We start from the raw sequence: 23,889 nt of genomic DNA, 5'->3' as shown, positions 1-23,889 counted from the left end.
ACGTGGGCGGGGGAAGCGGAGGGCACAGGGTCGGACTCCGGCCACGTGACGGCAGCCGCGCGACCGGTCGGAGCCGATGGGTGCCTCGTTCGGTGCGACCGACTTTATCACTTGCTCAAGTCGAACGACCTGGTCATTCGATTATCGCCTGGGTCACTGTTGCCATAACGCCAGGTCAGATGGCGTTTTCGTGCGATTGAATCTGATGACATTGTCGCTTGACCATGTCATCTGCATGTCGTTCGCCGACCGCTTCCCCGCTGTGATTCAAGGAGTGACCATGACCAGTACGCACACCGACGTGGGGAGCAGGCTCGGAGCGCTGCGTCGGTGAGACGCGGAGCGCTCCGAGCGAGCCGGTTCAGAACTGGCAGGTGTCCATCCAGCGCGTGACCAGGGAGGTGTTGTTCTTGTCGGCCTCACGTGCGGGACCGCACAGGAACGGGCTGAAGCGGGTGTCGGCACGCAGCCAGAGGCTGAAGAACGACACGATCCACTTGCCCTGCTTGGCCTTGTTGCCGTAGCCCGTCATCGGGCACAGATGGTCGCCTGGAACCTCGATGTAGAGCTTCTCGGCCCGGGACATGGAGTTGTACCAGGGCACCGCGTAGCTGTTGCCGTGGGCGACAGGGTCGCTCTGACAGGTCAGGAAGAAAGTGGGCTCGGTGACTCCGGAGAAGTTCGCGTTCGGATAGTACGGGGCCGTGGGCACGCCCGCCCGGAAGCGCGAGTCGTCCCGGAGGGCCGCCATGACGCCACCGCCGCCCATCGAGTGACCGACCGCGCCCAGGGTGCCGTTGACCTTCCCGGATATCGGGTTGCCGGTGGCGTTGCCGAGCGCGAGCAGTTGCGTGCCGGCGGCGGTGATCTGGCGGCCGCGCGATTCGGGATCGTCGGTGAGTGTGCTGGTTCCTACGTTGATGACGACGAAGCCCCAGGAAGCGAGGCGAGGTGCGAGCCACTGCAGGTTCTGCTGCGTGCCCTGATAGCCCGGCATCAGTACGACGCCCGGGTACGAGCCACCGGTCGTCGGGTACGTGACCGTGCCGGAGCCGTACCCGCTTGGGTTGGGGACGGTGTAGGTGGCGGTGGTCAGCGGCCCATCGGTGGCCTCGAGGGATGCGGTCGTCGGGTCCGGGATCCCGCTCCCCGGCGGGGTGCCGCCGCTGGAGCCGTACACCTGGAACTCCCACAGCGAGTAGCCGTAGGCGCTGCCGCGCTGGGTGCCGTGGAGGCGGACGTACCGGCCACTGCCGTTCACGTCGAGGGTCTGCACGCCGCCGGTGCTGGTCGTGGTCGAGTAGATGGTGGTCCAGGCGGTGCCGTTGTCGGAAGTCTGGATCTGGAACGCGCGGGCGTACGCGGCCTCCCAGCGCAGCACGGCCTGGCTGATGGTGGCGGTGGCGCCCAGGTCAACTGTCAGCCACTGCGGATCGCTGAACGTGCTCGACCAGCGTGTCCCGGTGTTGCCGTCCACCGCCGCTGACGCGGGGGTCGATGTGTTCTCGGTGGACGAGGCGGTCGCGGGCTTGCCCTGGGACAGCAAGTCGGCGGCGGCTGCCGGCGCGGCGGCGGCTGTCAGCAGAGTCAGCGCCAGGCCGATGGTGGTTGCCAGTGCGATCAGTGCCGTCATGACACGATGTCGGGCCCTTGACGGCGCGGTCGTGTGGGTTGAACGACTGCATGGACGCATTGATTTACCTCCGGAAAGCGGTGAGAGCGCGGTAACCGGATAGCGGTGCTGATCGCCGGGGGCTGATACTGGCCCGGCGTCGCGGGAGTTGTCGGTCCCTGGAGTCGGCCTGGTTGTGTCCGCCACGGTGGTGGACCGGGCGGTCGCCGCGTGCGGCCGGCTATCGGGACTGTTCGAAGAGCCAGTCGATGACCACGTCGTTCTCGTAGGTCTGGGCCCATGAGAGGTGTGGGTTCACCGGTGTCGTTCCGGGCGTGTAGCTCGTGAACAGTACGTGACTGCGTGTGTCCCGGGCCTGCCTGAGGAGCGCCCGGGACCGGGCCTCGAACTGTGCCTTCGGCAGATCGTTGGCCCACTCGCCACGGGTGACCCGTGCGCCGGCGGTCTCCAGCGCGTTCATCAGTGTCCAGGTGCCGGGTTTGCCGAACCGGCCCTCCTTGTAGGGGACGACGGGGTCGTCGACGGAGTGGTCGGCCCAGATCGGGATGTGCGTGATCCTTTCCATGGTGGCCGAGTCACCCCAGCCGGCCGTGGGCAGGGCAGCCGCGAACACGTCGGGTCGCTTCGCCAGCAGGCTGTAGATGCCGCGCCCACCCGAGGACAGGCCGACGAGATAGAGCCGGGCCGTGTCGACGCTCCGGGAGTGCTCGCTCACGAAGGTGTCGATGAGTTCCATCAGCGCGGCCTGGACCTTGGCGTCGGTCCAGTCCGTGCCGTCGGGTCCGTCCATGGGGCGGGGCAGGGGGATCTGCGGCGAGAGGACGAACGCGGGGTTGCGGCGCTGTCGTTCCGCTTTGGCGAACGTGACCGCGATCCGGTTGGAAGTGAGCTGGGTCATGTTGTTGTCCGCGACTTCGCCCCCGCCATGCAGGGTGACGACGAGCGGGTACCGCGTGCGCGTCTGAGGGTTCCGTACGAACCCCTCGGGCTGGTACAGCCGGAAGTCCAGTTCGAAACCCGCGGAGTCGGTGAAGGAACCGGCGGTGAAGTCGTCGACCACGGGAGTGATGACGTCGTCGTTCCGGCTCGCGAACGGACCGGCCGTGAGTACGGGTTCACCTTCCGGGGTGCGCACGTCCGCCACCTGTCTGACGGAGTAGGCGCGGTCGAGCGGAAAGGGATCGGTGCCGGCGGCCCGCGCGTTGGCGTCGTTCGGGTCGAGTTCGATGATCAGGCGGTCCCCCGGCCGTCCGGGGTGAGATCGGTCGTCCACCGCGGCAGTGGTGTTGGAGTACACCCGGGTCACCGTGCGAGCCGCTGTTTGCCCGCCCACCGTGGCCTTCACCTGGAAGGCGGAGGGCGGGATCACCGCGCCACGTAAGTCGATGCGACGCGAGTACTGGAGGGCGACGGCTGTCACCAGCCAGTTGTTCCTGGGCGTCACCCGCGTGACGAGGTCCGTTCGCAGGACCGGATTGAGCCGGCCGTCACCCGAGACGGCTTGGGGTCCTTCGGGTGCGGCTGTCGTGGTGCCGGCGGCCGCGGCGGTTGCCGTGCTCACGGCCGGCGCCGTGACCGCACCTGCGGTGATGGTGAGCACCGTGCGTCTGGTGATCCATCTCATGGGTCCTCGTCTCGGTCGGTGGTCGGTGGGGCACCCGGACCAGGTGCCTGATGTGTGTGGATCCGGTCGTCCGGCTCCGGGCTCCCGGCGATCACAGGGAGAAGGCGCCGGTCAGCAGGGCGCCGGCCGTCATGACGAGGGTGGTGGCGAAGGCCCAGCGGAAGATGAAGCGCTGGTGTTCGCCGAGCGACACACCGCTCATGCCGACCAGGATGAACGTGGACGCGGTGAGCGGGCTGAGCGGGAACCCCGTGGTCATCTGGCCGAGAATGGCGGCCCGGGCGACCTCGGCCGGGTCCGTGCCGAATCCGTTCGCGGTCTCGGCGAGTACGGGCAGTACCCCGAAGTAGTAGGCGTCCGGGGTGAAGACCAGGCTCAGCGGCATACCGGTGACGGCCACCGCGACGGGCAGGTGCGACCCGAAGGAGTCGGGGACGACGGAGACGAGCGCCTCGGCCATCTCGTCGATCATCTTGGTGCCGCTGAGGATCCCGGTGAGGACGCCGGCCGCGAAGATCATCGTGGTGACCAGGACGACGCTCTTGGCGTGCTTGTCGAGCAGCGCCTGTTGCTGTTCCCAGGTGGGGTGGTTGACGAGCACCGCGATCGCGAACCCGAGGACGAACAGCACCGGAAGCGGCATCACTTCCTGAATCAGGCAGACCACGAGGGCGATGGTGAGCAGGAGATTGAAAATGTTCAGCCAGGTCCGCGGCAGCGGCGGGACCCGGACGGCGCCGGGCCCGTCCCCGGGGGTTCGGAGGGCCTGATTCTCCTGCCCGTCGGCCGTCGTCGGAGTGGCCGGCCGGCTCGACTCGGGTGCCGCAGTTGCCGTGGCAGCCGTGGTTGTCGTCGAAGCGGCGGGTTCACGGTTCTCCCCCTCGTCCTCGCTCATGCGCACGTCCTTGCGCACGTCCGTGACCGGACCCAGCGGGGACAGTGCGCCGAGACGGTTGCGCTCCCGGCGGCCGAGCAGGTACGAGGCCACCAGTACCCAGGCGATGCCGAAACCCATCGCCGGCAGTACGGGGGTGAAGACCTCCGAACTGTCCAGCTTCAGCGCCGCCATGGCGCGTACGGTCGGACCACCCCAGGGGATCATGTTCATCACGCCCGCGCCCAGGCAGACCACTCCGGACAACACCAGGGGGTTCATGCCGAGCCTCTTGTAGACCGGCAGCAGCGCGGAGACGGTGATGAGGAAGGTGGACGCACCGTCGCCGTCCAGGGCCACGCACAGCGTGAGGACGGCCGTGGCGACGGTGATCCGCAGCGGGTCGCCCTGGGCCACGCGCAACAGACCGCGGATCAGGGGGTCGAAGAGCCCGGCGTCCACCATCAGGCTGAAGTACAGGACCGCGAAGGCGATCATGATGCCGGTGGGGGCCACCTTGGACAGCCCACCGAGAATCAGCTCGCCCAGATCGCCCGCGAAGCCGCCGATGAGCGCCGCCAACACCGGGACCAGGATCAGAGCGACCAGCACCGAGGCGCGTTTGGTCATGGTGAGCAGCAGGAAGACTGCGATCGTGGCGAAGCCCAGGGCTGCCAGCATTGCGGCGCTCGCTTTCTCGGGGACGACCCTCGGCGGCGGTGGGCGGGGGACGGGGCCAGGCCGAGGTGTTACGCGAGAGTTTCGGAGCACCAGCGGATCGGTGTCCAGCATCAAACCGAGATCTGTCCATGCGATAAGCGCATCAATGGAAGCGGGTGCGTCCTAGGCTCGTCGGCCATGGAGTCCACCACCCTGCGTCAACTGGCGGCGTACACCGCCGTCGCCCGGGCCGCGAGCTTCACCGCGGCCGCCGCGGAGATGCACGTTTCCCAGTCCTCGCTGAGCCGCGCGGTGGCGGATCTGGAGCGGCTGCTCGGCGTCCAACTCCTCGAACGGGACACCCGCAATGTGCAGTTGACCGCGGCGGGCGTCGAGGCCCTGCGGATCGCCGAGCAGATCGTCACCGCCCACCGGGCGGGCATGAAGGAGCTCAGACGGTTCCTGCTCGGCGAGTCGGGGACGGTCGCCGTGGCCACCCTGCCCTCGGTTGCCGCGGTGCTCCTGCCGCAGGTGATATCCGACTTCCGCGAGCGGCGGCCGCAGGTGGCGGTACGCCTCCTCGACGGCTTGGAGCGACTGGTACTGGACCGGGTCCTGTCCGGTGATGCCGACTTCGCGATCACCACCGTCGGAAACCCGCCCGAGCAGTTGGAGCACCGCCCTCTGGTCAGGGACCGCTTCGTCGCCGTGCTGCCGGAAGGCCACCCGCTCGCCGACCACGACGAGGTGGCCTGGGACGACCTGGCTCGTCAGCCGTTCCTGGCCGTCGGGCGCGACTCGAGCGTGCGACGGCTCACCGATGCGGCATTCGCCCAGATCGACGCGCATGCGGTACCGGCGGCCGAGGCGGGCAGCATCGCGACCGTGGGCGGACTGGTGACCGCCGGCCTGGGGGTGTCGGCGATGCCCGCTCTCGTGCTTCCGCTCATGGCTGCCGGGCCCGTCGTCTGCCGTCCTCTGGTTGGCCCCGTGGTGGAGCGGCGCCTGGACATCGCGCTGCGCGTTCGGCGAACGCTCCCGACCGCGACGGAGCGGTTCCTTCAGACGCTCGATGAGTTCCGCCTCCAGGGCCGCGCCCTTCCACCCGGGGTTTCGTGGGCATGACGCCGCGTGAGGTGTGCGGGGGGCCCGAGACCCCGCACCACCCTGGTCCCCCACCGCCCCCGCATACCAACCCCTCCACCGATTCATGCGTTCTTCGCATTGATTGATGGCCTTCTTTTGCTCGACAGGCATTTCTCCGCTCCTGCAATCTGAAGACCCGAACGGCGACGACCGTGCCGCATCAGCGCAGACGACGCGGTCGGGGACCAACGCGGAACGGCAGGGCGAGGGAGCGCATCGGTGTCGGAAGACCAGCGGAACACCACCGGACGCGGGCAGTTGCAGGGGCTGAAAGTGGTTGAGTTCGCCCATGTGGTTGCCGGGCCGCTGGCGGGATCGATGCTCGCCGACCAAGGGGCCGACGTCGTACACGTGGAACCTCCCGGCGCCGGAGACGCGGCCCGTGCCATGGGACCCCAACGTGACGGTGTCCACCTGTGGTTCAAGGTCGCCGGCCGCAACAAGCGCTCGGTCACCCTCGATCTGCACCACGAGGCCGGCCGGAGTGTCGCTCGCCGACTCGTGGCCTGGGCGGACGTCGTCATCGTCACCCTGCGCGCCGGACGCCTGCGCAGCTGGGGACTCGACTGGGACTCCGTGCACCGGATCAATCCCCGGGCCGTACTGCTGCAGATCTCCGGCTTCGGCGCCACGTCGTCGCAGGCGGACGCCCCCGGCTTCGGCAAGATGGGCGAGGCGCGCAGCGGAGTCGTCCACCTGACCGGCTTTCCCGACGGCCCGCCCGTCCACACCGGCTTCTCGCACGGTGACGCCGTGACCGGCCTGATGGGCGCCTACGCCGTCCTCGCCGCCCTCCACCGCCGTGACCACGACCCCGACTTCGACGGCGAGTGGATCGACCTCGCGCTCTTCGAGTCCCTGTTCCGTCTCGTCGAGTGGCAGGTCATCGTCCACGACCAGTTGGGACGAGTACCCGAACGCTCCGGCAACCAGCTGGCCGTCGCCCCCGCGGCCGTGATCAACACCTACCGCTCACGCGACGGCGAGTGGATCACGGTGACCTCCGCGACGCTGCGCTCGGTCCGCAACATCGCCCGCCTGCTGGGACTCCCCGAGCAGGAGTTCGCCACCGCGCAGCAACAGCACGACCGGCGCGGGCAACTGGACGAGGGCCTGCGGAACTGGGTGGCGGAGCGCGGTACCGGTGAGTGCCTCGAGGAGTTCGCCCGCGCCGAAGTCGTGGCCTCACGGGTGTTCGACGCCGCGGACATCGCCGCCGACCCCGTGTACGCCGAGCGAGAAGACATCGTCACCGTCGATGACCCCGACCTCGGTCCGGTGCGTATGCAGGCGGTGATCCCGCACTTCCGGCAGCAGCCCGGCCGGGTCTGGCGGACAGGGCCCGCCCTCGGACAGGACAACCACCTCGTCTACGGGCAGTGGCTCGGACTCAGTGCGGACGAACTGGCCGACCTGGAGAAGAGCGATGTCATCTGAGGCGTCTTCGGAGAGCCCCCCCGAGGGGAACGCGGGAGCGGTCGACCGGCCCCCGCTGCGCTCCCTGCTCTTCGTCCCCGGCACCAGAACCGACTGGCTGCCCAAGGCCCGGGCAGCGGGCGCCGACGCGGCCATCCTCGACCTGGAGGACGCGGTGCCCGCCTCGGGCAAGCTCGCCGCCCGCACACAGGTGGCCGATGCCATCGTGCGGTCCGCCGACGCTTCGGCGGATCAGGCGGGACGGATGGCGCTGTTCGTCCGGGTCAACCCGCTGGACGGCTGGGCGGGAGCCGAGGAACTGCGCGCGGTCGTACGGCCCGGGCTCGCCGGCATCGTGCTCCCCAAGGTCTGCTCAGCCGAGGACGTGAAGCTTGCCGACCGGGTGCTGGACTGGTGCGAACAGGAACAGGGCCTGCCGTCGGGACGCATCGCCCTGGTGCCCCTGCTGGAGACGGCCCGTGGCCTGCGCGAGGCCTACGACATCGCCCGAGCCGCCCCGCGCGTCGCCCACTTGGGAGCACTCACCGCCGCCGGCGGCGACGTGGAACGCGCCGTCGGCTACCGCTGGAGCCCGGAGGGTACCGAGACGGTGGACTTGCGATCCCGCGTTCTGCTGGACGCCAGGGCAGCGGGAGTGCCGCATCCGGTCAGCGGATTGTGGACGCGCATCACCGACCTGTCGGGGCTGCGCGCCTTCGCCGAACAGAACCGCTCCCTCGGCTACGAGGGGATGATGGCGATCCATCCTTCCCATGTCCCGGTGATCAACGAGGTGTTCTCTCCCGGCCCTGCCGAACTCGCCCGCTCCGCAAGGCTGATCGCGGCGGTCGAGGCGGCACAGGGGGACGGGGCGGGCGCGGTGACATTCGAAGGTGAGATGGTCGACGAGGCCATGGCCCGTACGGCACGCCTTGCTCTGGAACGACACGGGGCGCACGTGCGTGTGGCTGATGAACACCCGCCGTCCGGCCCGTGACCCGCCGAGGACGGTGACCATGTTCGAGCCCTTCAGGTCGGCGTGCAGGGCCTGACCGCTGGGCAGCGGGGTCTGCGAGTCCCATTCGTTCTGGACGACCGGGGAAGAGTCGGTACGCGCCGGAGTTGGTCTCCACGAAGCCGATGCCGCCCCAAGCACCTCTTCGGCCGGCCGGTGGACACCATCGCCGGCAGCGTGCCGTTCCTCCGGGACCGCCCGGCGCGTTCGATGAGAGCGATCCGAAGCGGCACGGGCCGCGAGGTCCCGGCCCCATCATCTCGTTGCCCCGTTACGGGTTCGGTTGCGCGGTCGGGCCCCCGTGGGCCGGAAGGACTCAGTCGGCGTGCGCGGTGTCTCAGCGCAGCAGGAGTTGGACGATCGCGACGACGCCGACGGCGACGATGACGGCGCGCAGTGCCGGGGGCGGGAGGCGCCTGCCGACCTTGGCGCCGATCTGCCCGCCCAGGGCGGAGCCCACGGCGATCAGCAGGACCGCCGTCCAGTCGAACTCGGCGACGAAGAGGAAGAAGCAGGCGGCGACCCCGTTGACGACGGCCCCGAGGACGTTCTTGACGGCGTTGACGCGTTGCAGCTCCTCGTCGAGGAACAGGCCCATCAGGGACAGGTACAGAACCCCCTGGGCGGCGCCGAAGTAGCCGCCGTACACACTCGCCAGGAGCAGTCCGACCAGGAGCGCGGGTCCGCCGTACGGGCGCTTGGTGGCGCCGTTGTCCTCGCGGCGACGCCGTACGACGTCGGCGAGGCGGGGCTGGAGCAGTACGAGGACGAGTGCCAGGGCGATCAGTACCGGGACGAACGTGTCGAAGGCCTCGGAGGGCAGAGCGAGCAGCAGGACGGCGCCGCCGAGTCCGCCGATGAGAGCGGTGAGGCCGAGGACGAGTGCGCGACGGCCCTGTCCGCGCAGTTCGGCGCGGTAGCCGATGGCTCCGCTGATGGAGCCGGGGACCAGGCCGAGGGCGTTGGAGACGTTGGCGGTGACCGGCGGCAGCCCGGTGGCGAGCAGCACCGGGAAGGTGATCAGAGTGCCGGAGCCGACGATGGTGTTGATCGTGCCGGCTCCTGTGCCGGCGGCGAAGACGGCCAGTGCTTCCCAGATGGACAACGCCATCTCCTCAAAAAGGCTCGGTGTGTCGCCTCCCCGCTGCGCTGAAGGCGGTCGAGGGGCTCGCACCGATCATGCACGAGCAGGCTGACGGCCCGGCATGTGCGCTCAGTATGTGGGCCCCGCCGGGCAGGGGCACGGTGTCGCCCCGGGGCGGCACGCCCGGTTCAGTCGCCCGAGCCCGCGGGGGTCGCCGCACAGGGGGCCGCCGGCGGTCCCTCGGCAGGGGCGAGCTCCGCCGTCGGGGCAGGAGTCGCGCCGTGGTGGCGCTGGCGCCGGGTGTAGGCGGTGACCGCCTGCCAGAGGTCGCGGCGGTCGGCGTCGGGCCACAGGCCGGGGGTGAAGTGCAGCTCGGCGTAGGACGCGTGCCAGGGCAGGAAGTTGGACACGCGCTGTTCGCCTCCGGTGCGCCAGAGCAGGTCCACGTCGGGCATGTCGGGGTGCGGCAGGTGCCCTGCGAAGTCGTCCTCGGAGATCAGGCCGGGCTCCAGACGGCCGGCCCGGGCCCGGTGCGCCAGGGCGGCGGCCGTGCGGGTGAGCTCGTCGCGGCCGCCGTAGTCGATGCACATCGTCAGCGTCAGGCCGGTGCGGGCACGGGTGGTGCGCTCCCGCAGGTGGAGCAGGTCGACCAGGTCGGGCGGCAGGCGGTCGGCGCGGCCGTGCCAGCGCAGCCGGACGTCGAGGTCGCGGAAGGGGTTCTCGGCCAGTTCGTCGCGCAGCAGGCCGAGGATCGCGTCGACCTCCTTCGGGTCGCGGTGCCAGTTCTCGGTGGAGAAGGTGTAGAGCGTCAGGTGGCGCAGGCCGATGTCCAGGGCGCCGTGGACCACCTCGCGGACGGTCGAGGCACCGGCGCGGTGCCCCGCGTGCCGGGGCAGGCCGCGCTGCTGGGCCCAGCGGCCGTTGCCGTCCATGATCACGGCGACGTGGGCGGGCATCAGGCCGGGCGGAATCTCGGGGGGCCGCGCGCCGCCGGGGTGGGGAGGCGGCAGCCGGAAGGCGCCGGTGGGTGCCGGCCCGGCGGGTGCCGGTGGCCTGCGCGCGCCGGGGCGTTGCGGCGGCGGCACCGTCAGCGGGGTAAGGCTCCAGGCCAGGGCCGCGCGGGCCCGGGCGGGGGCGAGGATGCGGGCCCGGGTGCGCAGTGCGGGCCGGGGCGCGGAGCGCAGGAGGTCCGGGCCGGCCGCGTCGACGGCGTCGAGCTGGGCGCACAGCAGGGCGGCCATCGTGTGCAGGACCGTGGCGGGGCCGGGGTGCATGCCTCGGGTGAGGGTCTCCTGGTTCACCCACTGGCGGGCCAGGCCGGTCAGGTGCGTGACGAGGGCGGCGACGGCGGGGCTCCAGCGGCGCTGCGCCAGGTCGGCCGCGGACCCGGGGTGCAGGTCGAGAGCCTCGGCGGGCAGGAGCAGGTCCCCCTGGGCCAGGTCGGCGGCCAGGTCGGTGAGGATGTCGGTGAGCCGGACGCCGTCGAGGAACTCCTCGTAGGCCTCCCGGGTGTCCAGACGCAGGGCCACGGGGACGCCGGCCCGGTCGAAGACCGTGCGGACCAGACCGAACCAGGGCAGCAGGTTGTCCCGGCCCCAGGCGCGCCACTGCGCCCAGTCGGCGAAGTGCCTGCCGCGGGTGTCGTCCTGGACCTGGGCCATGGCGTCCCGCAGCTCGGACAGGTCCAGGCGCCAGCGGTTCGCGGTGTCCACCAGGGCGTGGCGGACCGGGTCCTGGGCGGCTCCGGTGGGCAGTTCGCGGTGCAGGGCGGTGATCCAGGCCTCGACCCGGGCGGCCCGCTCGGCGGCGGGCGCGGTGCGGTCGTCGCCGAGGTCGTCGAGGGCGTTGGCGGCCGCCCACAGGGCGTGCAGGGCCGGCCGCAGGGCCGCGGGCACCAGCTGGATCAGCGCGTACTCCGCCGGGTCCTCGTCCTTCGTCCGGCGTCGGCACAGCCGGTAGGCCGCCCGCAGGGCCGGGTCGTCGCCGGTCACCGGGCGCTCGGCTCGCTCCGTGGTCCCGGAGGTCGCTTCTCGGTCCGCCGGTGCGGTGGTCGCGGGGGGCACATCGCTCACACCCAGGACGATACGTCCTGGTTCAGCGGGTGGATCACAGGGGCCGGGCGCGCGTCAGGGACGTACTTCACGGCCCCGGTCCCGGATCCGGCCGCACGGCCTCGGTGATGCCGGCCCGGGCCGCTTCGAGTTGGGCGGCGAACGCGATGCCGAGGAACAGCGCGACACCGGTCAGGTTGGCCCACAGCAACAGGGCGACGAAGGCCGTCAGCGGCCCGTAGACGGCGCCGAAGGAGCCGCTCTTCGCGACGTAGAGCGCCAGCAGCCAGGTGGCCGTGATCCACAGCACCAGATGGACCGCGGAGCCGAACGCGAGCCAGGTGTAGCCCGGTTGGTCCCGGCGGGGCGCCCACCGGAAGATCACCGAGGAGGCGACCCACGCGAGCAGCACGCCCAGCGGCAGGTCGAGAGCGCCCCACAGGTCGAGCCATGCGGAGGACCAGCCGAGGGCCTGCACCACCGCGCTGCCGACTGCGTCACCGGCCACGAGCACGAGGAACCCCAGCACCATCGGCATGCCCGCGGCGAGGGCGAGGAGCAGGGACCGGCCGTACTTCGCCAGGAACGGCCGGTCGCGCTCGATGCCGTAGATGCGGTTGGCGCCGCGTTCGACCTGGGCCATCGCCGAGGCCAGGTTGAGCACGGCGAAGGCCAGGCCCAGCCACATGGCGACGGCGCCCCAGACGCCGGAACCGGCACTGCGCTCGGTGCCGTGCAGGGCGTCCTCGACCAGACGCGTGCTGGCGCCGGGCACGATCCGGCCGAGGGTGAGTTCGATGATCCGCCCCACGCTCTCCGTGTGCACGGTGGTGGCCACGCCGACCAGGGCGATGGTGAACGGCACCATGCCCAGGACCACCTGGAAGGCGAGGGAGCGGGAGTTGCTGAAGCCGTCCGCGTAGCGGAAGCGGGTGAACGCGTCGACGAGGAGCCGGCGGCCTCCGTAGTGCCGCAGGGCGGTGAACGCCTCGTCCCCGGAGAGTTCCTCCCCGATCATGTCCCGCGTCTGCGGGACGTGCACTGCGGTGCCCATCGAGAAAGGTCTCCTTCTGCCTGCCTGCGTACCGCACCAGCATGCCGGGCGGCGCGCCGCGCGGAGGGTCAGAAGGGCATGCGGCCGCGGGTGCGGCGGCCGGCCGAGCCGCTGCGGCTCACCGCGCGGGAGCTCGTGTGGAAGGGCTTGGCGAAGAGCCGGCCCAGGAAGCCGGGTGCCTTGCCCCCGGCCCGGGCACCCGCGCCGAGCGAACGCTGGGTGCCGCGCTCGGGGTGGCGCGAGAGGCGGGGGACGAGGAAGGCGAGCACGGCCAGCAGCACGCACCCGGCGATGACGGCGGCGACGATCACGATTAACTCCCTTGACTGGTAGGGGAGACACGGGTTCCCCGCCGGGCCGCCTGTATGTGCCGCCACCGTTTTGCGAAGTCTCCGTTTTGAGGACTTCTCCGTGAGGGGGCTTCTCCGTGAGGGGACTCCGCCGTCACGGGACTCCGTCTTCACGGGCTTCCGTCGTCGCGGGGTTCCGTCTTCACGGGGTTCCGTCGTCACGGGGTTCCGTCTTCACGGGGTTCCGTCTTCACGGGCTTCCGTCTTCACGGGACTCCGTCGTCACGGGGACTCCTCCGTTGTGGTCCCCTCGGGCGTGGTGCCCTCGGGCGTGGTGTTCTCGTCGCCGCGGTCGCCCTCCGTCTGGGACGGGGTGGGACGCGGGGTCGTGTCCTGCACGTCGTCGCGGTCGCCTTCGGCCTGGGACGGGGTGCGGTCGCTCATCGTGTACTTCCTCGCGCAGCGGTCGGCTGCCGGGTACCCCGGTGAGCCGGGGAACACCGGTCCCGGACCCCGGCCCCTCAGCCCGGCGGCGCCTCAGCCCCGGCGGCGCTCCAGCCCCGGCGGCGCTTCAGCCCCGGCGGCGCCTCGCCACGGCCCGCTGCAGCGCGGTGCGCAGTTCGGCCGGCGGCGGCGGGCCGTCCGCCTCCGCGCTCGCGGTCACCGCCGCCGCGACGTCCCGCAGCTTCGTGTTCGACAGCTGGGACGTCTCCCGCAGGATGTGCCACGCCTCGTCGGACGTGCAGCCGTGCGTGGCCATGAGGATGCCTCGCGCCTGGTCGATGACGGGGCGGGAGGCGATCGCCTGGCGCAGCTGCTCGACCTCCTCCTGGAGGACGTGCAGGCACTCCGCGCGTTCCAGGGCGACCGCGGAGACGGTGCGGACGGCCGGTGGCTCGGGGGCCGGGCCGGCGGTGTCCAGGCCGGTCAGCGGGTCGGTCGTGTCCAGGCCCGCCAGCTCCAGGATCCGGCGCGGCTGGCCGTTCCAGTTCGTCGCCGTCACCGTCAGCGCCCGCTGCCGGCCGTGGTCGGCCAGCACCTCCAGGAACTGCAGACCCGCCGTGTCCATGAAGTGCACGTCCCCCATGTCCAGGTCCACGCGGGTGACGGTGGCCGGCAGATCGGCCAGGGTTCTCGCCAGGATGTCCGCGCAACCGTGGACCAGCTCACCCCGCGGAGTGAGCTCGGCGCGGTCCGCGTCGACGCGGCCACGGATGACCAGGGTGTCCAGCCCTCCCGTGAGATGTGGTGATGCCGCTGAGGTCATGTCACCGCCTTGTCGGTCCTCGTCGGTCGTGTTCGTCTCGCCGGACTGCACGACGTCGCTCGCCCCCGTGGACGTCGGTGTGAGCTGCGCCTGCCCGCCGTACGGCTTACTACACACCTCTTCGGGGAATGAGCCTCAGCCGAACGGGTACGAGCGCTGTGGTCCGGAAACGTGGGGAGAGGGCCTTGAAGACTCGGCATCAGCTCTCGGCGGCCGGCTCCGTGCCGGGCCTGGCGGTGTTCCCGCTGGCCGGGCAGCAGGGTGTCCGGGCGGCGGGGGAGGTCGGCCTGACGACGCGTGCGATCTGGGAAGGCGTACTGGAAGAGGCTGTTCGCGAAGGCGAGGACGTGTACTACCTGGAGCTGTCCGACGTGACGTTCGTCGACGTCGCGGGTGCCGGTGCCCTCGCGGCGGCCGCCGGGCAGCTCCGGGACGGCCGGAGGTTCGTGGTGCGCCGGCCGCCGGCTGCTCTGCGGCGGACGCTGGACCTGCTGTGGCCCGGGCAGACGGGGATCGAGGTGTCGACGTCATGACCACCGCCGTCACCGAGCCCTTCGGGCCCCTCGACCCCTTCGCCCACCCCGCGCTCTTCTACCGGGACGAGCAGGAGTACCTCGACGGCACCCTGCCCTTCGTACGCGACGGCCTGGACGCCGGTGAGCCGGTCGCCGTCGCCGTGCCCGGCAAGAACCTCGCCCTGATCAGGGACGCGCTGGGGGACGCCGCCGAGACCGTGCGGCTGCTGGACATGCGCGAGGCCGGACGCAACCCGGGGCGCATCATCCCGGGCGTGCTGCGTGCCTTCGCCGACGCCCAGCCCGCCGGCCGCCGGGTACGGATCATCGGCGAGCCCGTCTGGGCGGGCCGTTCCGGCATCGAGTACCCGGCCTGCGCCCAGCACGAGGCGCTCATCAACGCCGCCTTCCGGGGCCGGGCCGCGACGATCATGTGCCCGTACGACGTGGCACGGCTGCCCGAGCACGCGGTCACCGACGCGTACGCCACCCACCCCACCGTCATCCACCCCGGCTCCCGGGCGGAGCAGGACAGCGCGGCGTACGCCCCCGAGGACGTGGTCGCCCGCTACAACGAGGCGCTGCCACCCGTGCCGGAGGCGCTGATGTTCACCTTCGACTCCGACTCCCTTCCCCACGCCCGGCACGTGGCCGTCGGGGAGGGCGCGCGGCTCGGCCTCGTCGGCGTGAAGCTCGACGACCTGGCCCTCGCCACGGCCGAGCTCACCACCAACAGCGTGGTGCACGGCGGCGGTTCGGGTGTGCTCCGGGTGTGGTCCGAAAACGGGTACGTGGTGTGCGAGGTCCAGGACGACGGGCACCTCGCGGACGTCCTGGCCGGACGTCGGCCCGTGCCCCGCGACCAGCGCGGCGGGCGGGGGATCCTGCTGGTCAACCTGATCGCCGACCTGGTGCGGGTGCACCGGGGCGACAGCGGGACGACCGTGCGCTGCTGGTTCGCCCGCTGAACCGCCGGCCGGCGCTCGGGTACCCGGCGTCGGCGTTCAGGGCCTCGGCGTCGACGGCCGGTGGTCAGGCACTTGGCTTCGACGGCCGGCGTTCAGGAACTCGCCTTCGACGGCCGGTGGTCAGGCACTTGGCTTCGACGGCCGGCGTTCAGGAACTCGCCTTCGACGGCCGGTGTTCAGGCACTTGGCTTCGACGGCCGGTGTTCAGGCACTTGGCTTCGACGGCCCGTGGTCAGGCCCTCGGCTTCGACGGCCGGTGTTCAGGCACTTGGCTTCGACGGCCGGTGTTCAGGCACTCGGCGTCGACGGCCGGCGTTCAGGCCCTCAGCGTCGACGGTCGGCGTTCAGGTACCCAGCGGGTCCAGCGCCAGCGGCGCGATCCTGCCCTCCAGCATCGCGCCGAGTCCCTGCACGGCGCACACGTCCGGGCGTTCGGCGATGTGCACCGGCATGCCGGTGGCCTGCCGCAGCATCTGGTCCAGGCCCGGCAGCAGGGCGCTGCCGCCGACCATCATGATCCCCCGGTCGGCCAGGTCGGCGACCAGGTCGGGCGGGCAGTCCCGCAGCACCTGGCCGATGCCGTCGAGGATCGCGGTGAGCGGCGTCTGGATGGCCTCCCGGACGGCCGCGGTGTCGACCTGGACCGAACGGGCCAGGCCCGTGGCGACGTCCCGGCCGTGGATCTCCGTGGAGGCCGGGCCGTGCGGGGTGAGGCCGTTGCCGGACAGGGCCAGCTGCAACGGCCGTACCGACTGGCTCGGCAGCATCAGCTCGTGCTCGTGACGCAGGTGCTGCACGATCGCGTGGTCGACTGCCTCGCCGCCCACCGGAATCCGCTCGGCGGTCACGATCGAGCCGAGGGACAGCACGGCCACCTGCGTGGCCGCCGCCCCGCACACCATGATCATCGTGGCCTCGGGCTGCTCCACGGGCAGCCCGCAGCCGACGGCCGCGGCGATGAGCGTGTCGACCAGTTCCACCCGGCGCGCCCCCAGCCCGACGAGCGTCTCGATCGCGGCGCGCTGGGCCAGTGGGTCGGCGTCGTGCGGGGTGCAGGCCGCGGCCCGCAGGATCGGCTTGCGGCGCAGAGCGCGGCGCATCTTGTCGCCGAGCAGGTGCCGCAGCATGCGCTGCGCCATCTCGATGTCGACGACGGTGCCGCCGGTGACCGGCCGGACCACACGGATATAGTGCGGGGTGCGGCCCGTCATCTTCTCGGCGAGCTCGCCGACCGCGATCAGCGCGCCGGTGCGGGTGTTCACGGCGGCGGCGGACGGCTGGTCGACGACGAGACCTGCGCCCTTGACGTAGACGCGTGTGCGGGCCGCCCCCAGGTCGACGGCGAAGTGGCAGCGGCGCAACTGCTCCAGACTGGCGGTCATGGCAGGTCCTCCCGAGAGCACAGACCGTGGGAGGCCGCCAGGTGGCGGGCCTCGCGGACGTGGGTCCGCCGGGGTGGCGGGCCTCCTTCGCATCGTGCGCGGGAGGGGACCGGGCCGCCTTTCGTAGGGGGCCGGGCGGGGCGCCGCCGAACGGGGGGTTCGGCGTCCGGTCACAGGGAATGCGCGGCCTCCAGCAGCGGCGCGAGGGACGTCACGGTGGTCTCGCAGCCGGCCTCGCGCAGCCGCCGGTCGGTGGTGGTGTTCCGGGCGAGGCCGACGAAGCGCAGCCCCGCCCGCTGGGCGGCCGCGAGCTCGGCGACGGTGGAACCGATCACCAGGCCCGTCGCGGCCGAGCCGTCGCAGGCCTCCAGGGCGCGCAGCATGCAGTCCGGGTGCGGTGTGAGCAGCCCCAGGTCCGCGGCGCGCCCGTGGACGCCGGCCACGGGCAGGGTGCCGTAGGGCCGCAGATAGCGGGGTACGGCCTCGGCGCAGGCGTCCGTGATCACACAGACGGTGCGGCCGGAGGCGTGCAGGGTGCGGACCAGGAGCGCGGAGTTGTGCGTCGCCGGCGCGTCCGGCACCGCCTGGAGTTCGATGGCGTCCAGACGCTCCCGCAGCAGTGGCCCGAGCGGGTCGTGTGCGAAGGCCCGGAGAACGTCCAGCGGATGGGTGAACGTCTCCCGCACCGCGTCGGGCAGGGCGTGCCGCGGGTCGCGGTGCTCGTCGACGAGGGCGAGCAGGTCGAGCACGGCTTCGCGCCCGCTGCTCGCCGAGAACAGGCGGGCCATCGGGCCGTCGAAACCGAGCAGGACCGTCTCGGCCTCGCCGAGGAGCCGGGGCAGCGGGCGCGACGCGGGAGCGGACCCCCGCGGTCCGGGCAGCGTCGCGCCCTCCCGGTCCAGTTGCACCGACGCCGTCACCGACAGCCCGGGAACCGGCCAGTGGCGCAGCCCGGCGTTGACCGCGCGCTGGGCGGCGCCCGCCCGGCGCAGTGGATGCCGACGGGTGATCCGGGCCGCCTCCTCCAACAGATGGCCGAGCAGCGGCTCGGACACCCGGCCGACCTCCGCACGCACGAAGGCGACCGGGTCCTCCACGTGCCAGGACAGCTCGACCGCGGCGGTGAACGCGCCCTTGCCGCTGCTCGGCAGGGAGACCCGGTGGTGAGCCTGGTGCGTGGTGAGGTCGACCTCGTAGTACGTCACGAGCCGCGGCGCCCGGTCGTCGTCCGGCCGGGCGGGGTCGAGGAGGGTCAGCGGGCCGTCGGGCCGGGTGTGGACGACGGCCGTGCGGCCCGGGGCCGGTATGCCGAGCCGGCGCAGGTCGCGCGTGATGAAGGGGCCCCGCACCAGATCGCGGGCCTCGGGCTCGGGAGCCGTGGCGGGGGACAGCGGGCAGTACCAGGCGACGGGCGGGGTGTGAGTGGTGCCGTCCTGGTAGAGGGGCTGGAAGCGCTGCGGGCCCTGGGCGGCCGAGCTGGCGGCGAACTGCTCGTAGACGGCCGGGGAGACGATCACCTGGATGTCGGCGGGCACGGGCGGCGGCGCGGGCGGCGGCACGGGCCGGTCCCAGAACGTGACGGTCAGGGGCGGCGGGTCCACGAGCCCGGTGAGGACCTCGGGCAGGCCGCGCAGGACGGCGACCAGGACGGGCAGGAGGTAGGTGCCGGGTCGGGTGCGGACGTCGTAGCCGCCGGCGCGCACGCGTACGTCGAACCGGTGGGGGGCGAGCGCGCCGCGGGCGAGCATCTCGTGCACCGCGTACTCGAGGGTGATGCGGGCCTCGGGGTGGCCGGTGAGGTCGTCGGCCTCGAAGAGGATCGTGGGGGCGCCGGCCGCCGGCCCGGACTCCAGGTCCTCCCCGCCCAGCCGCCGCACGGTCTCCTCGCTGACCGTCGCGAACGCCGGGCCCGACTGGCCCGGTCCGCCGCCCGACTCGCCCGCTCCACCGCCCGCCTCGCCCGGTCCACCGCCCGCCTCGGCCGGACCACCGCCCGCCTCGGCCGGACCACCGCCCGCCTCGGCCGGTCCACCGCCCGCCTCGGCCGGACCACCGCCCGCCTCGGCCGGTCCACCGCCCGCCTCGGCCCGGAACTCCCCGGCCGCGAACCCCGCGCGCTCGTCGATCAGGCCCCCGATCCGTTCGAGGAACTCCTGTGTCCGGCCGCGGGCCGTGCGCGGCAGGGAACGCAGCAGCAGCTCCCGCACGCCGGGCCGGAACGCGTAGGAGCCGGGCGGGCCGTGCACGGAGGTGAGCATGCCGCTGAGGATCACCTCGGCCAGGTGCTGGGGGCGCGGGTCGCGGTCCAGGGCGCGCTGGACGAGCCGCATCACCGGGACCGAGGGGACCGCCAGCGCGAGGTGCCCGGCGAGGCGGAAGGCTTCCGGGGACGCGGTCGCGCGAAAGCGCAGGACCAGCTCCTCGGCGGAGGCGGTGGTGATGTCGGGGGTGGGATCGGCGGGGGGTACCGGAGCGGGCGGCAGCCAGGCCGCCGCGCCGGGCGTCCGGGCGCCGCCCGGGTCGGCGAGCAGGGCGGCCCAGTGCGCGAGCCAGGGGGCGCCCGGCTCCAGGACCGGTAGCGGGATGGCCAGGTCCGGGGGTGGCGAGGCGTCGTAGGGGGAGAGCGAGGCGTCGTAGGGGGAGGGCGGGGCGTCGTACGGGGGCGGTGAGGCGTCGTACGGGGCGAACGCGAGCGTTGCCGACGGGGCGGCGCTGGACGGGGCCGTCAGCAGTCCGGGCTCGGCGGGCAACGCCGTGGTGGCCCACAGGTGTTCGGGGAGCGGCTGGACCACGGCGAGCGGCATGCGGTGGGCCCAGCGCCGCAGGGTGCGGTACCAGCGCTCGCCCGCCTCTCCCGGCCGCCATTGCGGGCCCATGCAGTCGCTGACGACGAGGGTGACCGTACGGCCGTCGTCGAGGACGGGGACCTGACGGGCCCTCCCGTCTGCCGTGGCCGGGTGCAGGGTGACCGTGCGGAAGATGCCCGACTGGGCGAGCGCCGTGTGCAGTTCGCTCACCAGGGGCCGCCAGACCGGCATGGTGGGGCCGGTGTCGTGCACGAGGTTCAGGCGCAGCCAGCGGTCGGGGGCCGGGCGCAGCACGGGGAACCACACGCCCGGGTGGGCGCCGAGCCGCGCGATCCGGTCGGCCGTCGCCCGCTCGTCGAGCAGGCGCGCGTGCGGGGAGGGCACTTTGCGCTGCAGCGGACGCAGGGCGCGCTGCAGTGCGAGGGGGTGGGGCAGCATCGGGGGCGCGGGCGCGAGGAGGGGCGATCCGCCGCCGGGGCGGTGGTGTGGGCGGTCCGGGGAGCGGGGGGCGGGCAGCCGGAGGGGGACGCGGTCGGCGGTGGCCCGGTCAGGGGGCACGGCGGCGGGTACGGGGCCAGCGGTGGCCTGCTCGGCGGGGCCGGGCGCCTCGTCACCGGCGGCGGGCGGCTCGGGAGCGACCGGCCGGCCGCCCTCGGAGCAGGGGGCGCCCTCGGTGACAGGAGCCTTTGGAGCGACCGGCCGGCCGGTCTCGGAGTCCCCGGCCGGCGGATCCAACTGGTCTGCCAGCCAGAGGAGTTCGGCGATCTCCCGCGGTGTCGGCGCGGCGCCCGCCGCCGACAGTGCCGCCGCCAGCCGGGCGACCGGGGACGGCCCGGGTCCGGCGTCAGAAGCCATCGCCGTCGGCCGTCGCGCTGAGGTACGGCATCAGCTGCTCGGCGAGGTCGTCGCGGGACTCGGCGTCCAGCCCCGCCACTCCCGTGAGGTAGAGGGCGTTCAGCAACTGGTCGGTGGCCAGTTCGCCGCCGGAGGCCCGCTCCAGGAAGCGGGTGATCAGACGGTCCGCGTCACCGTGCGGCGTGTCGAGATGGGCCCGGACGATGTGGGTGAGCTGGTCGCGGCCGGGGCGTCGCAGCTTCAGCCGGACGCAGCGGCGCAGGAACGCGGGCGGGAACTCGCGCTCCCCGTTGCTGGTCAGCACGACGAACGGAAAGGCCCGGCAGCGGACCCGGCCGCGGCGGACGGCGACCGGCGTGTCCGTGCCGTCGGCGAGGACCTCGGCCGCGCCGTCGCCGGAGTGCCGGGCGGCCCGGACCAGTTCCGGGATCTCGTACTGGCCCTCCTCCAGGACGTTCAGCAGGTCGTTCGGCAGGTCGAGGTCGCTCTTGTCGATCTCGTCGACGAGCAGCGCGCGGGGCCGGTCGTAGGGGAGCAGGGCCGTGCCGAGCGGGCCGAGGCGCAGGTGGTCCTCGACACCGCCGGCCGCGTCCTGCCCCTCCCGGGCCGCGTACAGCCGGGACAGCGGGTCGTACTGGTAGAGGCCGTCGGACAGCGAGCTGCGGCTGGTGATGTTCCAGCGCAGCACCGGGCCGAGCCGCAGCTCGCGCGCCACCGCGTAGGCCAGGGACGACTTGCCGGTGCCGGGCGGGCCGGTGACGAGCAGGGGGCGGCGCAGGCAGAGCGCGGCGTTGACGAGCCGGACGCTCTCCTCGGTGGCGACGTACGACTTCGCCCGGTGCACGCGGTCGGGGGAGACGGCCGTCGCGTCGTCGCCGTCGTGCGGCGGCGGCAGCGCGGGCCCGCCGTCGAAGGCACGCCAGGGCGGCGGGGCGGGCAGGTCGTCGATGCCGTCGTGCGGCTCGTCGCGGCCGGTGTAGACGGACCAGTGCGGCATGGAAAGTGGTCTCCGCTCTCCGATTCGTGCGGGTGTCTCTCGGGGGAGCCGCAGCGGGGTGGGCAGGGGTGTCGCGTGCTGGGTGGGCAGGGGTGTCGCGTGTGGGGTGGGCAGGGGTGTCGCGTGCGGGCGGGGCAGGGGGTGTCGCGCAGGGTCAGGCCACCGGCGACCTCGTGTGCGCCGCGGCGACGGCGTGCGGGTCGGCGAAGACCCGCGGGTCGTCCCAGAGCAGCTGGATGCCGCGGGCCCAGTGGTCCTCCTCCGCGAGGGCCTCCTCGCGCAGGGCGAGGACGTGGCGGGGGAGTTCGGCGGGCGGTACGGCCATGACGTGCGCGTCGAGCGCGTCGAGGAATGCCTTGCCGGTGCAGCCGTCCGTTCCGGCGCACTCCTCCTGCCCGGAGCCGCAGCCACCCCGCGACCACACGATCACCGGGGCCGGCGCAGCGAGCGAGATGTCGAAGTGGGGCCGGGTGCGGACGGCGGACGGGGCGGGGCCGAACCCGGCGAGACAGGCGTCGTGCAGCCGCAGCCGCAACCGCAGCCGCCCGGGCTCCTCCGGCCCACCGCACTCCACTCGGTGCATCCGCGCGCCCGGCCAGGAGTCGAGGCGCTTCCACGCCCGGGTCAGCACGTGCCGGGTGCTGGCCTTGCGCCGGGCGTGGTCGGTGACGACCAGCGGGTAGACGCAGCCGAGCGGCGTGTCGTCGTCCGGGGCGCTCTCCCAGCGGTCGACCGGCCAGTCCAGCCAGTCCCGGGGCAGGGCGAACGCGACCAACTCGTCCGCGCCGGGGGTCAGATACCGGAAGGCCGCCTCGATCCCCTCCTGCACGTAGGCGTGCAGCCGGTGCTGCTCGACCGTGCCGGACTCGACCGGGTGCCGCCGTCCCCCGCTGTACGCGGACACCTCGACGCGGACCAGGCCGTCGCCCGCTCCGCTGTGCCCGAGCTCGACCAGGATGGGCGACCAGGCGGGCACCTCCCGCGCCGAGTGCTCCCCGGCCGGGGTGTGCAGCAGCGCCTGAAGCCGGTCGGCGAACCGGGCGACGGTCCGGGCGGCGCCGGGGCCGTCGAGTTCGCACAGGACGAACAGGGCCGCCGACCACAGTGAGTCGAACCCCTCCTCGGGCGGCGGGGGATCGAACAGGTCGGCCGCCGCCGTGTACAGCCGCACCGGGTCGCAGTCGACGCCCGCGCGGGCCGCCTTCTCGACCAGGGCACGCAGCCGGGCCCGGTCGGCGCTGGTGTGGTCGGAGGTGGGGACCAGGCTCTGCAGGCCCTGCCAGTAGCGCGCCATGACCTGGGTGGGCATCATCCGGCCGGTACGCACCTGCCCGCTGCCGGAGTCCGCCGTGACCATGCCGACGACCTCGCCGCTGTCCGCCAGGGTGACCGCGGCCCCGCTGAAGCCGGGAGCCAGGGGCTGCCCGCCCTGGTGCCAGGACTCCAGCTGGAGCCACTCCCGTCTGATCAACTGCGGTGCGGTGACGCGGCATTCGGCGAGGGTGCCCTCGTCGAAGCCGGCGGGGAAGCCGTAGACGACGAGCTTGCGGGCCGCCGCGCCGTGCGCTGCGGCGACCGGGGCCAGCGCGGCCGGGGCGATCGGCATCTCCCGGTCCAGTTCCAGTACGGCCAGGTCGCCGGGGTCGGTGACGCCGCCGCCCCAGCCGCCGTGCGCGACGACCCGGGCGGGGACGGGCGGGCTGCCGGGCCGCTCCGTGAAGGTCACCGTCAGGCCCTCGCCGTCGCCCACGACATGGGCGCACGTCAGCACCGTGCTCGGGGTGACCAGGAAACCCGCTCCGGCCACCCGGCCCCGTAACTCGACCCGGGCGTGCCACTCGGCGCTGTGCAGAGCGCTCGCCGGTGCGCTGTTCACGGCGTTGCTCATGAGGCGGCGCCGGCCTCCGGGGCGGACGGGGACCACGTCAGCTTGACCACCAGATGCCCCTCGGCGGTGCCCTTCGCGATGAACGCGCCCGTCTCGGCGGCCAGTTTCACCCCGAACTCGATCTCCACACCGTCGGGCCTCAGCGAGCCGTCCCGGAAGACGCGCAGCGCCGACTCGGCCGCCGCCCGCACCCCGTCCAGGGCGCCCTCGAAAGTGCGGGCCGCCTGGACCGCGCCGTCGCCCCGGGAGACCAGGCGGGAACCGGACCGCTCCTCCACGGCCTCGACCGCGACCACGGCCCCGTCACCGGTCCTGAACTCGACCAAGCCGTCCACGACACCCCCGTCGTTCGATTGCGCTGGG

The 23,889-nt window shown here is 72.8% G+C and carries 19 protein-coding genes; 5 read left to right on the top strand and 14 right to left on the bottom strand.

The window, feature by feature from the left end:
- Window positions 1-361 precede the first annotated feature (361 nt).
- The 3 genes from ACZ7EG_RS01925 to ACZ7EG_RS01915 all read right to left on the bottom strand — a co-directional run bounded on the left by ACZ7EG_RS01925 (window position 362) and on the right by ACZ7EG_RS01915 (window position 4,812).
- Entirely contained in the window at window positions 362-1,633 is a 1,272-nt protein-coding gene (locus ACZ7EG_RS01925; RefSeq protein ID WP_471070796.1) for a poly(ethylene terephthalate) hydrolase family protein, read from the bottom strand.
- 220 nt (window positions 1,634-1,853) lie between these two features.
- The gene (locus ACZ7EG_RS01920) at window positions 1,854-3,257 is read right to left on the bottom strand and encodes a prolyl oligopeptidase family serine peptidase (RefSeq protein WP_471070793.1); all 1,404 of its coding nucleotides are present in this window, start codon (window positions 3,255-3,257) and stop codon (window positions 1,854-1,856) included.
- A 91-nt stretch (window positions 3,258-3,348) separates the two neighbouring features.
- Window positions 3,349-4,812 carry a CitMHS family transporter gene (locus ACZ7EG_RS01915; protein ID WP_471070790.1) on the bottom strand — a complete coding sequence of 488 codons (1,464 nt, stop codon included), beginning with the start codon at window positions 4,810-4,812 and terminating at the stop codon, window positions 3,349-3,351.
- A gap of 177 nt (window positions 4,813-4,989) precedes the next feature.
- Between ACZ7EG_RS01915 and ACZ7EG_RS01910 the strand changes: the two genes are divergently transcribed.
- From ACZ7EG_RS01910 to ACZ7EG_RS01900, 3 genes are all read left to right on the top strand, one after another.
- Window positions 4,990-5,916, top strand: a complete 927-nt coding sequence (locus ACZ7EG_RS01910; RefSeq protein WP_471070787.1) for a LysR substrate-binding domain-containing protein — start codon at window positions 4,990-4,992, stop codon at window positions 5,914-5,916.
- A 240-nt stretch (window positions 5,917-6,156) separates the two neighbouring features.
- A complete protein-coding gene (locus ACZ7EG_RS01905; protein ID WP_471070784.1) occupies window positions 6,157-7,374 on the top strand; it encodes a CaiB/BaiF CoA transferase family protein in 1,218 nt (405 codons plus the stop codon).
- Window positions 7,364-8,350: an HpcH/HpaI aldolase/citrate lyase family protein gene (locus tag ACZ7EG_RS01900; protein ID WP_471070781.1), complete on the top strand. Its 987-nt coding sequence runs from the start codon at window positions 7,364-7,366 to the stop codon at window positions 8,348-8,350. Before ACZ7EG_RS01905 ends, ACZ7EG_RS01900 begins: the two co-directional genes overlap by 11 nt.
- Window positions 8,351-8,705: 355 nt before the next feature.
- Here the strand turns inward: ACZ7EG_RS01900 and ACZ7EG_RS01895 are convergent, their stop codons facing one another.
- The 6 genes from ACZ7EG_RS01895 to ACZ7EG_RS01870 form a co-directional block, all read right to left on the bottom strand.
- Window positions 8,706-9,479 (bottom strand): sulfite exporter TauE/SafE family protein, encoded by a 774-nt coding sequence (locus ACZ7EG_RS01895; protein ID WP_471070778.1) that lies wholly within the window; start codon window positions 9,477-9,479, stop codon window positions 8,706-8,708.
- Window positions 9,480-9,640: 161 nt separating this feature from the next.
- Window positions 9,641-11,524 (bottom strand): polyprenyl diphosphate synthase, encoded by a 1,884-nt coding sequence (uppS, locus tag ACZ7EG_RS01890; RefSeq protein WP_471070775.1) that lies wholly within the window; start codon window positions 11,522-11,524, stop codon window positions 9,641-9,643.
- Between the two features lie 67 nt (window positions 11,525-11,591).
- A complete protein-coding gene (locus ACZ7EG_RS01885) occupies window positions 11,592-12,557 on the bottom strand; it encodes a YihY/virulence factor BrkB family protein (protein ID WP_471070772.1) in 966 nt (321 codons plus the stop codon).
- Window positions 12,558-12,625: 68 nt separating this feature from the next.
- Window positions 12,626-12,868, bottom strand: coding sequence for a DUF6411 family protein (locus ACZ7EG_RS01880; protein WP_471070769.1), 243 nt, complete (start codon window positions 12,866-12,868; stop codon window positions 12,626-12,628).
- Window positions 12,869-13,129: 261 nt separating this feature from the next.
- A complete protein-coding gene (locus ACZ7EG_RS01875) occupies window positions 13,130-13,291 on the bottom strand; it encodes a hypothetical protein (RefSeq protein ID WP_471070766.1) in 162 nt (53 codons plus the stop codon).
- Between the two features lie 127 nt (window positions 13,292-13,418).
- Window positions 13,419-14,114 carry an ANTAR domain-containing response regulator gene (locus ACZ7EG_RS01870; RefSeq protein WP_471070763.1) on the bottom strand — a complete coding sequence of 232 codons (696 nt, stop codon included), beginning with the start codon at window positions 14,112-14,114 and terminating at the stop codon, window positions 13,419-13,421.
- A 185-nt stretch (window positions 14,115-14,299) separates the two neighbouring features.
- Here ACZ7EG_RS01870 and ACZ7EG_RS01865 point away from each other — a divergent pair, with 185 nt between their 5' ends.
- Complete coding sequence (locus ACZ7EG_RS01865; protein ID WP_471070760.1) at window positions 14,300-14,647, top strand: STAS domain-containing protein; 348 nt, start codon at window positions 14,300-14,302, stop codon at window positions 14,645-14,647.
- The gene (locus ACZ7EG_RS01860; RefSeq protein ID WP_471070757.1) at window positions 14,644-15,597 is read left to right on the top strand and encodes an anti-sigma factor RsbA family regulatory protein; all 954 of its coding nucleotides are present in this window, start codon (window positions 14,644-14,646) and stop codon (window positions 15,595-15,597) included. Before ACZ7EG_RS01865 ends, ACZ7EG_RS01860 begins: the two co-directional genes overlap by 4 nt.
- A gap of 344 nt (window positions 15,598-15,941) precedes the next feature.
- Here the strand turns inward: ACZ7EG_RS01860 and ACZ7EG_RS01855 are convergent, their stop codons facing one another.
- The 5 genes from ACZ7EG_RS01855 to ACZ7EG_RS01835 all read right to left on the bottom strand — a co-directional run bounded on the left by ACZ7EG_RS01855 (window position 15,942) and on the right by ACZ7EG_RS01835 (window position 23,861).
- Window positions 15,942-16,979, bottom strand: a complete 1,038-nt coding sequence (locus ACZ7EG_RS01855) for a rod shape-determining protein (RefSeq protein ID WP_471070754.1) — start codon at window positions 16,977-16,979, stop codon at window positions 15,942-15,944.
- A 170-nt stretch (window positions 16,980-17,149) separates the two neighbouring features.
- Window positions 17,150-20,641 carry an SAV_2336 N-terminal domain-related protein gene (locus ACZ7EG_RS01850; protein WP_471070751.1) on the bottom strand — a complete coding sequence of 1,164 codons (3,492 nt, stop codon included), beginning with the start codon at window positions 20,639-20,641 and terminating at the stop codon, window positions 17,150-17,152.
- Window positions 20,631-21,638 (bottom strand): AAA family ATPase, encoded by a 1,008-nt coding sequence (locus tag ACZ7EG_RS01845; protein ID WP_471070747.1) that lies wholly within the window; start codon window positions 21,636-21,638, stop codon window positions 20,631-20,633. The genes ACZ7EG_RS01850 and ACZ7EG_RS01845 overlap by 11 nt, the downstream gene beginning before the upstream one ends.
- A gap of 154 nt (window positions 21,639-21,792) precedes the next feature.
- The gene (locus ACZ7EG_RS01840; protein WP_471070744.1) at window positions 21,793-23,526 is read right to left on the bottom strand and encodes a VMAP-C domain-containing protein; all 1,734 of its coding nucleotides are present in this window, start codon (window positions 23,524-23,526) and stop codon (window positions 21,793-21,795) included.
- Window positions 23,523-23,861 (bottom strand): CU044_2847 family protein, encoded by a 339-nt coding sequence (locus tag ACZ7EG_RS01835; RefSeq protein ID WP_471070741.1) that lies wholly within the window; start codon window positions 23,859-23,861, stop codon window positions 23,523-23,525. Before ACZ7EG_RS01835 ends, ACZ7EG_RS01840 begins: the two co-directional genes overlap by 4 nt.
- Between the last annotated feature and the right edge of the window lie 28 nt (window positions 23,862-23,889).

This window comes from Streptomyces sp. NPDC037100 (assembly GCF_055606225.1).
The sequence above is the reverse complement of the archived record's forward strand: the minus strand, read 5'-3'. Positions and strand labels throughout refer to the sequence as shown.

What these genes read in the sequence shown, in the direction of transcription:
- ACZ7EG_RS01885 (WP_471070772.1), bottom strand. Translation starts at nt 12,557, where the DNA reads ATGGGCACCGCAGTGCACGTCCCGCAGACGCGGGACATGATCGGGGAG.
- ACZ7EG_RS01925 (WP_471070796.1), bottom strand. Translation starts at nt 1,633, where the DNA reads ATGACGGCACTGATCGCACTGGCAACCACCATCGGCCTGGCGCTGACT.
- ACZ7EG_RS01855 (WP_471070754.1), bottom strand. Translation starts at nt 16,979, where the DNA reads ATGACCGCCAGTCTGGAGCAGTTGCGCCGCTGCCACTTCGCCGTCGAC.
- ACZ7EG_RS01870 (WP_471070763.1), bottom strand. Translation starts at nt 14,114, where the DNA reads ATGACCTCAGCGGCATCACCACATCTCACGGGAGGGCTGGACACCCTG.
- ACZ7EG_RS01920 (WP_471070793.1), bottom strand. Translation starts at nt 3,257, where the DNA reads ATGAGATGGATCACCAGACGCACGGTGCTCACCATCACCGCAGGTGCG.
- ACZ7EG_RS01850 (WP_471070751.1), bottom strand. Translation starts at nt 20,641, where the DNA reads ATGGCTTCTGACGCCGGACCCGGGCCGTCCCCGGTCGCCCGGCTGGCG.
- ACZ7EG_RS01840 (WP_471070744.1), bottom strand. Translation starts at nt 23,526, where the DNA reads ATGAGCAACGCCGTGAACAGCGCACCGGCGAGCGCTCTGCACAGCGCC.
- ACZ7EG_RS01900 (WP_471070781.1), top strand. Translation starts at nt 7,364, where the DNA reads ATGTCATCTGAGGCGTCTTCGGAGAGCCCCCCCGAGGGGAACGCGGGA.
- ACZ7EG_RS01915 (WP_471070790.1), bottom strand. Translation starts at nt 4,812, where the DNA reads ATGCTGGCAGCCCTGGGCTTCGCCACGATCGCAGTCTTCCTGCTGCTC.
- ACZ7EG_RS01860 (WP_471070757.1), top strand. Translation starts at nt 14,644, where the DNA reads ATGACCACCGCCGTCACCGAGCCCTTCGGGCCCCTCGACCCCTTCGCC.
- ACZ7EG_RS01845 (WP_471070747.1), bottom strand. Translation starts at nt 21,638, where the DNA reads ATGCCGCACTGGTCCGTCTACACCGGCCGCGACGAGCCGCACGACGGC.
- ACZ7EG_RS01895 (WP_471070778.1), bottom strand. Translation starts at nt 9,479, where the DNA reads ATGGCGTTGTCCATCTGGGAAGCACTGGCCGTCTTCGCCGCCGGCACA.
- ACZ7EG_RS01875 (WP_471070766.1), bottom strand. Translation starts at nt 13,291, where the DNA reads ATGAGCGACCGCACCCCGTCCCAGGCCGAAGGCGACCGCGACGACGTG.
- ACZ7EG_RS01910 (WP_471070787.1), top strand. Translation starts at nt 4,990, where the DNA reads ATGGAGTCCACCACCCTGCGTCAACTGGCGGCGTACACCGCCGTCGCC.